This window comes from Variovorax sp. 10L426, from assembly GCF_056395305.1.
Genome location: NZ_JBFTJF010000033.1, coordinates 21121 through 33576 on the forward strand (window position 1 = coordinate 21121; position 12456 = coordinate 33576).

The window sequence follows — 12456 nt, forward strand, 5'->3', positions numbered from 1 at the left end:
GTAAGCGAAGTGTGATCGATTGAAAAGCATCAGACTCGCCGCATGACACATCTCGCTCCGCCCACCGACGCCATCGCCGCCGTCACGCATGCCAACCCCTATCCCTGGTACGCCGCGCTGCGCAGCGGGCCCGCACTGGTCCGCGACGAGCGTCTGCGACTGTGGATCGCCAGCCGCGCCGACGTCGTCCGCGAATTGTTGGCGAACGATGCCATGCGCGTGCGCCCACTCGCCCAGCCCGTGCCGAATGCCATCGCCGGCACGCCTGCGGGCGAAGTGTTCGGCCAGCTCGTTCGCATGAACGACGGTGAACGACACATGGCCCACAAGCCGGTGCTCCAGCGCGCGCTGGCGGGGCTCGATCTCGCGGCCGCGCATGCCGATGCCTTGCGGCTCGCCGAAAGGATGGCGGATGAACCGCTGCGCGACTTCTGTTTCGCATTTCCTGTCAGCTCCGTTGCGCATCTCCTGGGATTCGCGGACGAGGCGCTGCCGCAGTTGTCGCGGTGGATGCGCGATTTCGTCGCCTGCCTTTCGCCGCTGTCGACGCAGGCTCAGCTCGACGCCGCCAGCGGGGCGGCCGCTGCGCTGATGGCGCGATTCGAACAGCACGTCGCCACCCGTCCGGCTCGCAACGGAAGCCTGCTCGCGGCTGTGCAAGCCGAGGCGCAGGACCGATGCGCGAAGGCGCTCCGCGCCAATCTCGTCGGCCTGCTGTCGCAAACCTGCGAGGCCACGGCGGGCTTGCTGGGCAACAGCCTCGCGGCGCTGGCACGCGAGCCGGACCTGCGCCGCAAACTGGCCTCGCACTGGACATTGCTTCCAGCGCTGGTGGAAGAAGTCGCGCGCCATGATCCTTCGGTCCAGAACACGCGCCGCTTCGTCGCGCAACGCACCGTCGTCGCGGGCTGCGAACTCGCACCCGGCGATGCGGTGCTGCTGGTGCTCGGCGCGGCGAATCGGGACCCTGCCCTCAATCCCGCGCCGGCGACTTTCGAATTGATGCGAGCCAGCCGGCAAACGCTGGGGTTCGGACATGGCGCGCATGCCTGCCCTGGCCAGTCCCTGGCCTGCACGGTGGCTGCGGCGGGCCTGCAAGCCTTGCTGGCAAGTGGCCTCGCCACCGATGCGCTGCAGGAGCGCGGCTGGGACTACCACCCATCCGTCAACGCGCGCATTCCACGCTTTCACTGAATGCGCCGCGAATCACGCGGCCCGCGGCCACGTTCCCGTCGCTTCCAGAAATGGCGACTGTTCCGCCGGCCCCCAGCGCAGCGGCAATACGGCCGGCCGATGGATTGCGGCGACGACCCGCATGCGAAGAAGCCGTTCCGCACCTTCGAAGGCAGCAAGCTCGGAGCCATCCCAGACGACCTCGGCGGTCACCGCAAGCTGCAGCAGATCGCCGGTTTCGAAATCGATGAACAACAGGCCCGCACGCGGATTCACTGCGATGTTGCCCAGCGTGTTGTAGAACGAGTTGCCGACAAAATCTGGCGCCGTCAACGTCCCGTCGTCCGACACCCGCACGAAGCCCGGACGGCCGCCGCGATGCGACACATCGACACCATGCGACGCAGCCTCATCGCCCGCTGCCGGATGCGCGGTCGCGATGAAGAAAGTGTCTGCCGTCTCGATCATGCGGCGCGCTGCGGCATCCAGGACATCGGTGCGGTGCGGGAGCGGCGACGCGCGTGCATAGCGCACAAACACCGGCTCGCGCGCCTGGATGTACTTCGGGCAATTGCCGAAGCTCTGCCGCACAGCCACGGAGAAGCCTCGCGCATCGACCTGTTCGACCACGCCGTTCATGCGATTGCGCCGCCGCGTGTGTGGCTCGATACCCAGCAGGGCGACCGGGGTGCCCGTCACCAGCGCATCGGCGAGCGGGTCGCCCACTTCGGCGCGGGCGTCGACACGCAAGTGATGCTCGTCGGGCGAATGCGCGAAACCAGGTGGCGCCGCCAGCACGCTTGCCCACGGCTGCTTCTCGCCGTCGAGGCCGCCCGTGATCAGGAATGGCAACTGCGCAAAGAATGTCCGATGCTGATCGGGCATGTAGTCGCGAACAACACGCGACCCGAACATCGCCATGCGCTCCAGCACGCCGGCGCGCGCCTGCATCGCCCGCTCGCCTTCGTGCCAAGGCGACGCATTCGCCGCGACACCGGTGTTCATGTCGCAAGCCCTGCGCGAGAGGCCGCCATCGGCACGAAGCCCGGCAGCGCCTCGACGCGCGCCAGCCATTCGCGCACATGCGGATAGTCCGCGAGCGACACGTTGCCTTCGGGCGCATGCGCCACGTAGGTGTGGTTGGCAATATCCGCCAGCGTCGGGGACGAGCCCGCCAGGAAAGGCCGCTGCGAGAGTTCGCCTTCCATCGCGCGAAGGAGTTCGTGGGATCGGGCGATCACCTCGGCCGCGTCCTTTTGCAACCCGAGCAGCACGATCACCCGCGCCACCGCAGGTCCGCCTGCCAGCTGACCCGCCGAGACGGACAGCCACCGCTGCACCTGGGCCGCACCAAGGGGATCGCGAGGCAGCCAGCGCGCCGGATCAGGTGCATAGCGTTCGTTCAGGTAGACCAGGATCGCGTTCGAGTCGGCCAAGGTCACATCGCCGTCCTCGATGACCGGCACCTGCCCGAAGGCATTGCGGCGAAGGAATTCGGGGCTGCGCTGTGCGCGCGCGCGAAGGTCGACCTCGATCGTCTCGAACGGCAGGCCGAGGATCGACAGAAACAGCCGCACACGATGCGAGTGCCCGGAGACGGCCGAGCTGTAGAGCTTGATGGGCTGGGCGGGGCGGGCGGAAGTCATGCGGGTTCTCCTGGCGGTGCGTTGGAATGCCTCCATTCTGGTTTGCTCCTCTTTGGGGAGTAATGGCGCCCAATGCAGTTGACTGCTCCGGATTCCGGTCTAATCGCCGAATGGACCGCCTCAAAGCCATGCAGACCTTCGTGCAGATCGCCGAGCAGGGCAGCCTCACCAAGGCTGCCGACACGCTGGACACATCGCTCCCGGCCGTCGTGCGCTCGCTTGCGGCACTCGAAGCCCACCTCGGCGTGCGGCTCTTCCACCGCACGACGCGGCGCATCTCCCTGACCGAAGAAGGCCGCAGCTACCTGCAAAGCGCGCGGGAAGTCCTGGCGGCAGCCGATGCCGCCGACCGCGCCCTCACGCTGGATGCGACCGAACCCGCGGGCCTGCTCACGGTCACCGCCCCGGTACTGTTCGGCCACATGTACGTTTCGCCGGCGATCGTTCGTTTTCTCCAGCGCCACGACAAGATGCGCTGCAGCGTGCTGCTGCACGACCGCCCCGTGAACCTGCTCGAAGAAGGTGTCGACGTCGGCATACGTATCAGCGCGTTGGAGGATTCGTCGCTGGTGGCGCAACAGCTCGGCAGCATCCGCCGCGTGGTGGTCGCGAGCCCGGACTTCCTGCGGCGGCACGGCACGCCGGCGCATCCGCGCGACTTGCAGCGGGCCAACTGCGTGCGCATTCATCCCACGACCATCGGCCCATGGATGTTTCGCGAGAACGGGCGCGCCCTGCCGATCCCGACCCACGGCAATCTGGAGTTCAACCACATCGCGCCGGCCGTCGAGGCCTGCGCGGCGGGCATGGGCTTCGGTAACTTCTTCTCCTACCAGGTGCTGCCGATGGTGGCGCAGGGCCGGCTCCAGATCGTGCTGGCAGAGTTCGAACCGCCGCCGCGTCCGGTGAGTGTGATCTATCCGCATGCACGGCTGCTGCCGGCCCGAACGCGTGCCTTCATCGACTGGATGAAGACGGAATTCGCAGGCATAAGGCTGTAGATCCAGCCAGTGGCCACCCCATCAAAACCGCCCCAGGCCCCGTCCAGGAACCCCGCGGAACCGGCTCCGCCGGGCCGCCGGGGTTGCCCCCGGAAGGGGGTGGGCGGCTACACGAAGTGAGCCAACCTGGGGGAGATCTCTATGATTCAGCGGTGCCGACCCCCCTCTTCCAAGCCAGCAACCTCCACAAGCGCTATGGCACCACGACCGTGGTGGACGATCTTTCCTTCGAGATCGCGCCCGGCGAGTGCCTTGGCGTGATCGGCCCCAACGGCGCAGGCAAGACGACGACCATTCGCATGTGCCTCGGGCTGACCGTCCCCGACCACGGCACCATCGAAGGGCTCGGCGGCCTGGTCATGCCGCGCGATGCGCGCGCCATCAAGGCGCTGCTCGGCGTGGTGAGCCAGTTCGACTCGCTCGACCCCGACTTCAGCTGTGCGGAAAACCTCATGGTCTATGCACGCTACTTCGGCATGCGGCGCGCAGAGATCACGCCGCGCATTCCGAAGCTGCTGGAGTTCGCGGCGCTCTCGCACAAGGCCGACGCGAAGCCCGGCGAGCTCTCCGGCGGGATGCGGCGGCGCCTCTCGCTGGCGCGCGCGCTGGTCAACGACCCGAAGCTGCTGATGCTCGACGAGCCCACCACCGGGCTCGACCCGCAGGCGCGGCACCTGATGTGGGAACGGCTCCAGGTGCTGCTGCAGCAGGGCAAGTCGATCCTGCTGACCACGCACTTCATGGACGAGGCCGAGCGGCTGTGCTCGCGGCTGCTCGTGCTCGACCACGGCCGCAAGATCGCGGAGGGCCGTCCGCGCGACCTGATCGCCCAGTATCTCGAACCCGACGTGGTCGAGCTGTACGGCGACGGGGCGCTCGAACTGGCGCAATCGCCGCTCAAGGACTACGCTGCGCGGGTCGAGGTCAGCGGCGAGACGGTGTTCTTCTACACACAGGACGCGCGCGGCCTGATGGCAGCGCTCGGCGACCGCAGCGGCTTGCGCACCTTCCATCGGCCTGCCAATCTGGAGGACCTGTTCCTCAAGCTGACCGGCCGGCAGATTCGCGAAGACGGCTGATCAAGAAGGGGCAGCGATGAGCATGCAGATCGATACGACATCGCCAATCGCCGAGGCACTGGCCGCGCCTTCGGTATGGCGCCCGCCCGAACTCTCGATGCGCTGGTGGCCGGTGTTCCTGCGCAACCTGCTGGTGTGGCGCAAGCTCGCGATCCCGAGCCTGATCGGCAACATCGCGGAGCCGCTGATCTGGCTGGTGGCCTTCGGCTACGGCATGGGCGCGCTGGTCGGCAAGATCGAAGTCGACGGCACCCGCATCCCCTACATCCTGTTTCTGGCCAGCGGCTCGGTCTGCATGAGCGCGATGAACGCCGCCTCGTTCGAGGCGCTCTACTCGGCCTTCTCGCGCATGCACGTCCAGAAGACCTGGGACGGCATCATGAACGCGCCGGTGGGGCTCGACGACGTGGTGCTGGCCGAAATGTTGTGGGCCGGCTTCAAGGCGATCTTCACGACCACCGCGATCATGTTCGTGATGCTCGCGCTGGGCATCAGCCACAGCCCGAAGCTGATCATTGCGTGGTTCGTGCTGGTGGGTGTCGGCATCACCTTTTCGTGCATCGCGCTGATCTTCAACGCGCTGGCGAAGGGCTACGACTTCTTCACCTACTACTTCACGCTCTTCATGACGCCGATGATGTTCCTCTCGGGCGTGTTCTTTCCCCTGGACCAACTGCCCGGCGCCGTGCGCGCTGTCGCCGCGTGGCTGCCGCTGACCAATGCGGTCATGCTGGTGCGGCCACTCTTCATGGATCAGTGGCCGGCGGACTGGTGGCGGCACGCGGTAGTGCTGGTGGTCTACACGGTGGCGGCGTACTGGATAGCGCTCGGACTGACACGCAAACGCTTCAGATCCTGAAAAAAGATCACCCCCAGCCTCGCCCGCTTCGTGTGGCTCGGGTACCCCCCCTGCGGGGGCAACCCCGGCGGCCCGGCGAAGCCGGTTCCGCGGGGTTCCTGGCTCAGGCCGTGTTGATTTATCCGCATCGGGCGTAGCATGTCCCGCGAGGACTACAAAGCGAGGAGACAACATGAAGCGGATCATCGGCGGCGCTCTTCTGGCGTCGGCATTCCTTCTCGGGGCCTGCACCACGACACCGTCGACGACACCGCCACCCACGAGGCCGAACGCCTGGGCCGCGCCGGAGGCGATCGTGGCGCCCTCGGCCTTCTCCGGCGTGCACGGCCTGGCCATCGACAAGCAAGGCCGGCTGCTCGCCGGGTCGGTGGTCGGCAACTCGTTGTGGGAGGTCGACCGGAAGACCGGCACCGCACGCGTTCTCATCAAGAGCCCCGAGGGGCAAGCCGACGACATCGCTGTCGGCCCCAAGGGCGAACTCGCCTGGACCAACTACCTGATGGGCATGCTGCGCATGCGCGACAACGACAACGCGCCGATGCGCGTGGTCGCCAAGGACCTGCCCGGACTCAACTCGCTCGATTTCGATCGCCGCAACGGCAAGCTCTACGCCTCGCAGGTGTTCCTCGGCGACGCGCTGTGGGAGATCGACCTCGCCGGCCAGAAGCCGCCACGCCTCATCAAGAAGGACATGGGCGGCTTCAATGGTTTCGAGGTCGGTCCCGACGGCATGCTCTACGGCCCGCTGTGGTTCAAGGGCCAGGTTGTGAAGATCGATCCGGCCAATGGCGCAATGACGGTGATCGCCGACGGCTTCAAGATTCCCGCCGCGGCCAATCTCGACGGCAAGGGCAACCTGTGGGTGGTCGACGCGCGCAGCGGGGAACTGGTGCGGGTCGATCTGGCCACCGGACGCAAGACCGTCGCCAAGCAGCTCAAGCCCTCGCTCGACAACCTCGCCATCGCGCCTGAAGGGACCATCTATGTCTCGAACATGGCCGACAACTCGGTCGAGGCCTTCAATCCCGACACGGGCGAGTTGCGCTTCCTGACCGGCGGCAGGCTCGCGGTGCCGGCCGGCCTCAAGATCGACGGCAACAACCTCTGGGTGGCCGACATCTTCGGCTTCCGCCAGGTCGACGCCACGAGCGGGGCGGTGCGCGACATCTTCCGCATGCAACGCGATCCGGATCTCGAGTATCCGTTTTCGGTCGGCCTGTCGCCCACGCACTTCGCGCTGTCGTCGTGGTTCTCGGGCACGGTGCAGCTGGTCGATCGCAAGACGCTCAAGACCACGGGCATGCTGCACGGCCTGAAGGCGCCCTACGATGCGATCCCGATGCCTGACGGCAGCGTGATCTACGCGGAGATCGCCACCGGCAGCGTGACGCGCGCGAGCGGCCCGAAGTTCGAGACCAAGGAAGTCATCGCCAGCGGTCTCGACGGACCAGTCCAGATGATCATCGGCAAGGACGGCGCGCTCTATGTCACCGAGGCCGGAGGCAAGCTGACGCGCATCCCGCTCGATGCCAGCGCGCCGCTGCGGGTCATCGCCGAGGGGCTCGCGATGCCCGAAGGCCTGGCGCAGACGCCGTGGGGCAGCTTCATCGTGGCGGAAACCGCCGCGCGACGGCTGGTGGAGATCGATCCGGCGAGCGGCACACGCCGCACCGTGGCCGAAGGGTTGCCGATCGGCCTGGAAGGCGGTCCGGGCATGCCACGGCCCTACGTGCCGACCGGGGTCGCCGTCGGCAGCGACGGCACCATCTACATGACGGCCGATCGCAACAACGCGCTCTACCGGATCCGGCCGCAGCGCTGACGCTCCCGTAGCCACTTCCCGCAAGCGGGCATGCCGGCCGCCGCCTAAAGTCGGCGAAGCCGACACAAGTACCGACCGGAGACAGGCATGCAATACACCCACGAGCATCTCGAAATCCAGAAGACGATGCGCCGTTTCATCGACGAGCACATCAATCCGCACGTGGACGAATGGGAGGAGGCCGAGAGCTTTCCGGCGCACGATATCTTCAGGAAGCTCGCCGCGCTCGGGTTGCTCGGGCTCAACAAGCCGGAGCTCTACGGCGGTTCGGGCCTCGACTATTCCTACGCCATGGCGATGGCCGAGGCGCTGGGCCACGTGAGCTGCGGCGGCGTGCCGATGGCCATCGGCGTGCAGACCGACATGTGCACGCCCGCCCTCGCCCGCTTCGGCAGCGACGCGCTGCGCCGCGAGTTCCTGGCGCCGGCCATCGCGGGCGAGACGGTGGGTTGCATCGGCGTGAGCGAGCCCGGCGCCGGCAGCGACGTCGCCGGGCTGAAGACCTACGCACGCAAGGACGGCGACGACTACCTGATCACCGGCCAGAAGATGTGGATCACCAACAGCCTGCAGGCCGACTGGATGTGCATGCTGGTCAACACCGGCGACGGGCCAGTGCACCGCAACAAATCGCTCGTCATGGTTCCGATGGACAGCCCCGGCATCGAGAAGGCGAAGAAGATCCGCAAGATCGGCATGCATTCGAGCGACACCGGGCTGATCTATTTCGACAATGTGCGCGTGCCCCAGCGCAACCGCATCGGCGAGGAGGGCCAGGGCTTCGTCTACCAGATGCAGCAGTTCCAGGAAGAGCGCCTGTGGTGCGCCGCCAGCTCGCTGGTGCCGCTGGACGATTGCATTGCCGAAACCATCGAGTGGGCCCAGCAGCGCAAGCTGTTCGGCGGCACGCTGGCCGACCAGCAGTGGGTGCAGTTCAAGCTCGCCGAACTCAAGACCGAGGTCGAGGCGCTGCGGGCGCTCACCTACCGCGCCTGCGACCTGCATGTGCAGGGGCAGGACGTGACCGAACTCGCCTCCATGGCCAAGCTCAAGTGCGGCCGGCTCACGCGCGAGGTGGCGGACACCTGCCTGCAGTTCTGGGGCGGCATGGGCTTCACCTGGGAAAACCGCGTCTCGCGCCTGTACCGCGACGGCCGGCTGGCATCGATCGGCGGCGGCGCGGACGAGGTGATGCTCGGCATCCTCGCCAAGACGATGGGCATCGCGAAGAAGCCGCCGCGGGAATGACCGAAACGGGCCATGGCCCGGAGAGAATCCGCCCATGCCCGAGAACCACGCCTCGAACTCGCATCCGGCGCTGCGCCGTCGCGACGGCGCCGAAGCCAAGGTCACCTACGAAGAGCTCTTCTTCGACCTGGTGTACGTCTTCGCGGTCACGCAGCTGTCGCACTATCTGCTCGGCCACCTCACACCGCTCGGCGCGCTCGAAACGCTGCTGCTGTGGTTCGCCGTGTGGCTGGGGTGGCAATACACCTGCTGGGTGACCAACTGGTTCGACCCGCGGACAGCGCCGATCCGGCTGCTGCTCTTCGGCGTGATGCTGGCAGGGCTGGTGATGTCGGCGGCGATCCCCGGCGCCTTTGCCGAACGCGGGGCGGTGTTCGCAGCGGCCTTCATCGCGATCCAGGTGGGGCGCTCGCTCTTCGTGGTCATGCTGCTGCGCGGCCGCCATGTGCTGGCCCCGAACTTCCAGCGGATCCTGGGCTGGAGCTGCATCGCTGCCGTCTTCTGGATCGCCGGCGCCATCGCGGCCGGACCGGTGCGCATGGGCTTCTGGGCCGTGGCCGTCGCCTGCGAATACATCTCGCCGATGTTCGGCTTCCCGCTGCTCGGCTTGGGGCGCTCGCACACTTCCGACTGGACCATCGAAGGCGGCCACCTCGCCGAGCGCTGCCAGCTCTTCGTGATCATGGCGCTGGGCGAATCGATCCTGCTCATCGGCGACACCTTCGCGAAGACCCAGACCCTCGGCACTCTTTCGACGGTGGCTTTCCTGAGTGCCTTCGCGGGCAGCCTCGCGATGTGGTGGCTCTACTTCGACACCAGCAGTGCCGACGGCAGCCACGTGATCGAACACTCCGACGATCCGGGCCGCATCGGCGCCTACTTCCACTACGTGCACGTGCTGATCGTCGGCGGGATCATCGTGACGGCCGTGGGCAACGAACTCGTCATTGCGCATCCGCGTGGCCACATGGACCTGCCGGCGCTGATCGTGATGGCCGGCGCGCCGGTCGCCTATCTGGCGGGCAACGGGCTCTACAAGCGCATCGTCTACGGGTCCTTCCCGGTCTCGCACGTCGTCGGCGTGATCGCGGTGGCTGCGCTGCTGCCTGCCGCCGCGATGCTCGACCTGCTGACGATGAACATGCTGACGACGCTCGTGATCCTGGCTGTCGCTGCCTGGGACACCTACCGGACGCGCGCAGCCGTTCCGGTGCGCTGAAAGGCCGGCCGCTCAGCGCGCCGCGGCTGCGCGCAGCTTGTCTTTCTTGCTCGGCCGCTTTCCCTTGATGCCGCCGGTACCGTCGGCCGCGACCGATGCCGGTGCCTCGGTCTCCACCGGCTCGAATCCCGCGACACGCTCGCGCGGCACGTTCAGGCCCTGGCGCTTTTCGATGAGTCGGAAATGCGCCTCGGTTGCCGCGCTGACGAAGGTCACCGCCAGGCCGCTGGCCCCCGCCCTGCCCGTGCGGCCAATGCGGTGCACGTAATCGACGGCCGAGCGCGGCAAGTCGTAGTTCACGACGACCGGCAGATGAACCACATCGATGCCGCGCGCCGCAAGGTCGGTGGCAATGACCACCTTCACTCGGGAAGCCTTGAAGTCGGTGAGCACCTGTGTGCGCTTGCCCTGGCTCAGCAGGCCGTGAAAAGGTTCGGCGTCGATGCCGGCCTTGCGGAGCTTGTCGGCCACGATCTCCGACGCGTGCTTGGTGGCAACAAAGACCAGCACGCGGGACCATCCGCTCTTTTCGATCAGCTGGCGCAGCAGCTGCGTGCGCCGGCTCGCGTCGACCTCGATGGCTCGCTGCAGGATCGCGGGCTCATCCACCGCTTCGGAAGCAACCTCCACCCGGACCGGATCGCGCAGCAGCGCCTCGGCCAGCGACTGGATCGCCTGCGGAAAGGTGGCCGAGAACAGCAGGTTCTGGCGCCGCTCCGGCAACAGCGAGAGGATGCGATTCAGCTCTTCCGCGAAGCCGAGGTCGAACAGGCGATCGGCCTCGTCGAGCACCAGCATCGACACCGACGACAGCCGGAGAGCGCGATGGTCGATGAGATCCAGCAAACGGCCGGGCGTGGCGATCATGACGTCGGCGCCGCCTCGCAAGGCCATCATCTGCGGATTGATCGACACGCCACCGAAGGCGACGGCAATCTTGAGCGACACGGGCAGGTGCTGCGCCAGGCCGCGCATGGATTCGCCCACCTGCGCCGCCAGCTCGCGCGTGGGCACGAGAATCAGCGCGCGCAACGGCCTCGGCGTCCGGCGTGGCTCGTCGGCCAGCCGATGGAGAAGGGGCAGCGAGAATGCCGCCGTCTTGCCGGAACCCGTGCGGGCCGCGCCCAGCAGGTCGCGACCTTGCAGGATCGGCGGGATGGCTTCGAGCTGAATGGCCGTGGGCGCCGCATAGCCCTTGTCGGCGGCGGCGCGCACCAGGGCGGGATCGAGTCCCAGGGAATTGAATGACATGGTGGATTGGAACAGCAACAGCACAGGGCGCAAAGATGAAGCAGCATAGCCAGCAGGAACCTTGTTGATGAGCGCCGCCCGGCCGCCCGAAGGCGCTCGCACCGCAGCGCGAAGCGCGGAGGTTGGCTTATGACCCCCCAAGACCTCGAACGCCTCGTCACCCTCGAAATGCCCTTCGGCAAGTACAAGGGCCGCGTGATCGCCGACCTGCCCGGCAACTACCTGACCTGGTTCGCCCGCGAAGGCTTCCCCAAGGGGGAGATCGGCAGGCTCCTGGCACTCATGCACGAGATCGATCACAACGGCCTCAAGGCGCTGCTGAACCCGCTTCGCCGCAAATCTTGAGCCTGACGGGCCACTGACGGTACGTGGAAGTCCGTACAGTACTGGTCAGCCAATGGTCAGCTTCAGGCGACGACCCTCACTCCTACTACAACGAGGAGCGAGACATGCGCATCAAGAGTCAGGCTGACTTCTTTTCAGGAGTCATGTTCACAGCCATAGGAGGGGCCTTCGCCATTGGCGCGACCTCCTACAGCATCGGCGACGGAGCCCGCATGGGCCCCGGCTACTTCCCGCTCATGCTGGGGATCCTGCTCGCGATCCTCGGCGCGGCGGTGATGTTCCAGTCGCTGGTGGTCGAGACGGCCGACGGCGACCCCATCGGCAAGTGGGCATGGAAGCCGCTCTTCTTCGTGCTCGCCGCCAACCTCGCGTTCGGCGTGCTGCTCGGCGGACTGCCGAGCATCGGCCTGCCGGCCATGGGAATGATCCTCGCGATCTACGCCCTGACCATCATCTCCAGCCTCGCGGGCGAGCACTTCAAGCTGCGCGACGTGCTGGTTCTCTCGACCATCCTGGCGGCAGGCAGCTACGTGGCCTTCATCTGGGCGCTCAAGTTGCAGATCCAGGTCTGGCCCACCTTCATTTCGGGCTGAGGAGACCTTCATGGATCTGGTTCACAACCTCGCGACCGGTTTCGGCGTCGCCTTCACGCTCACCAACCTGCTGTATTGCCTGGTCGGCTGCATCCTGGGCACGCTGATCGGCGTGCTCCCGGGCATCGGCCCGGTGGCGACCATCGCGATGCTGCTGCCCGCCACCTACGCGCTGCCGCCCGTGTCGGCGCTGATCATGCTGGCCGGCATCTACTACGGC

Annotated in this window: 13 protein-coding genes; 10 read left to right on the forward strand and 3 right to left on the reverse strand. The window is 66.9% G+C overall.

Annotated elements, in window-relative coordinates; all coding sequences use genetic code 11:
* The first annotated feature begins 42 nt into the window (after positions 1–42).
* Positions 43–1194 (forward strand): cytochrome P450, encoded by a 1152-nt coding sequence (locus AC1DHL_RS28645; protein WP_478164192.1) that lies wholly within the window; start codon positions 43–45, stop codon positions 1192–1194.
* Between the two features lie 12 nt (positions 1195–1206).
* On the opposite strand, the gene AC1DHL_RS28650 is transcribed toward AC1DHL_RS28645, so the two are convergent.
* Complete coding sequence (locus tag AC1DHL_RS28650; protein WP_478164193.1) at positions 1207–2178, reverse strand: pyridoxamine 5'-phosphate oxidase family protein; 972 nt, start codon at positions 2176–2178, stop codon at positions 1207–1209.
* Positions 2175–2819, reverse strand: a complete 645-nt coding sequence (locus tag AC1DHL_RS28655) for a glutathione S-transferase family protein (RefSeq protein ID WP_478164194.1) — start codon at positions 2817–2819, stop codon at positions 2175–2177. The genes AC1DHL_RS28650 and AC1DHL_RS28655 overlap by 4 nt, the downstream gene beginning before the upstream one ends.
* A 110-nt stretch (positions 2820–2929) precedes the next feature.
* On the opposite strand from AC1DHL_RS28655, the gene AC1DHL_RS28660 reads away from it, so the two are divergent.
* The 6 genes from AC1DHL_RS28660 (at position 2930) to AC1DHL_RS28685 (ending at position 10047) form a co-directional block, all read left to right on the forward strand.
* Positions 2930–3820 carry a LysR family transcriptional regulator gene (locus AC1DHL_RS28660; protein ID WP_478164195.1) on the forward strand — a complete coding sequence of 297 codons (891 nt, stop codon included), beginning with the start codon at positions 2930–2932 and terminating at the stop codon, positions 3818–3820.
* A gap of 152 nt (positions 3821–3972) precedes the next feature.
* Positions 3973–4899 carry an ATP-binding cassette domain-containing protein gene (locus AC1DHL_RS28665; protein WP_478164196.1) on the forward strand — a complete coding sequence of 309 codons (927 nt, stop codon included), beginning with the start codon at positions 3973–3975 and terminating at the stop codon, positions 4897–4899.
* 22 nt (positions 4900–4921) lie between these two features.
* Positions 4922–5758, forward strand: coding sequence for an ABC transporter permease (locus tag AC1DHL_RS28670; protein ID WP_478105766.1), 837 nt, complete (start codon positions 4922–4924; stop codon positions 5756–5758).
* 172 nt (positions 5759–5930) lie between these two features.
* Positions 5931–7580 (forward strand): Vgb family protein, encoded by a 1650-nt coding sequence (locus tag AC1DHL_RS28675; RefSeq protein ID WP_478164197.1) that lies wholly within the window; start codon positions 5931–5933, stop codon positions 7578–7580.
* A gap of 87 nt (positions 7581–7667) precedes the next feature.
* On the forward strand, positions 7668–8828 hold the full coding sequence (locus tag AC1DHL_RS28680) for an acyl-CoA dehydrogenase family protein (protein WP_478164198.1): 1161 nt from the start codon (positions 7668–7670) through the stop codon (positions 8826–8828).
* A gap of 34 nt (positions 8829–8862) precedes the next feature.
* Positions 8863–10047, forward strand: coding sequence for a low temperature requirement protein A (locus AC1DHL_RS28685; RefSeq protein ID WP_478164199.1), 1185 nt, complete (start codon positions 8863–8865; stop codon positions 10045–10047).
* A gap of 12 nt (positions 10048–10059) precedes the next feature.
* Here the strand turns inward: AC1DHL_RS28685 and AC1DHL_RS28690 are convergent, their stop codons facing one another.
* Complete coding sequence (locus AC1DHL_RS28690) at positions 10060–11298, reverse strand: DEAD/DEAH box helicase (protein WP_478164200.1); 1239 nt, start codon at positions 11296–11298, stop codon at positions 10060–10062.
* A 129-nt stretch (positions 11299–11427) separates the two neighbouring features.
* Between AC1DHL_RS28690 and AC1DHL_RS28695 the strand changes: the two genes are divergently transcribed.
* The 3 genes from AC1DHL_RS28695 to AC1DHL_RS28705 all read left to right on the forward strand — a co-directional run.
* Positions 11428–11643: a DUF3820 family protein gene (locus AC1DHL_RS28695; RefSeq protein ID WP_478164201.1), complete on the forward strand. Its 216-nt coding sequence runs from the start codon at positions 11428–11430 to the stop codon at positions 11641–11643.
* 104 nt (positions 11644–11747) lie between these two features.
* The gene (locus AC1DHL_RS28700; RefSeq protein ID WP_478164202.1) at positions 11748–12236 is read left to right on the forward strand and encodes a tripartite tricarboxylate transporter TctB family protein; all 489 of its coding nucleotides are present in this window, start codon (positions 11748–11750) and stop codon (positions 12234–12236) included.
* Between the two features lie 10 nt (positions 12237–12246).
* A partial coding sequence (locus AC1DHL_RS28705) for a tripartite tricarboxylate transporter permease (RefSeq protein ID WP_478164203.1) occupies positions 12247–12456 on the forward strand: 210 nt, incomplete at its 3' end.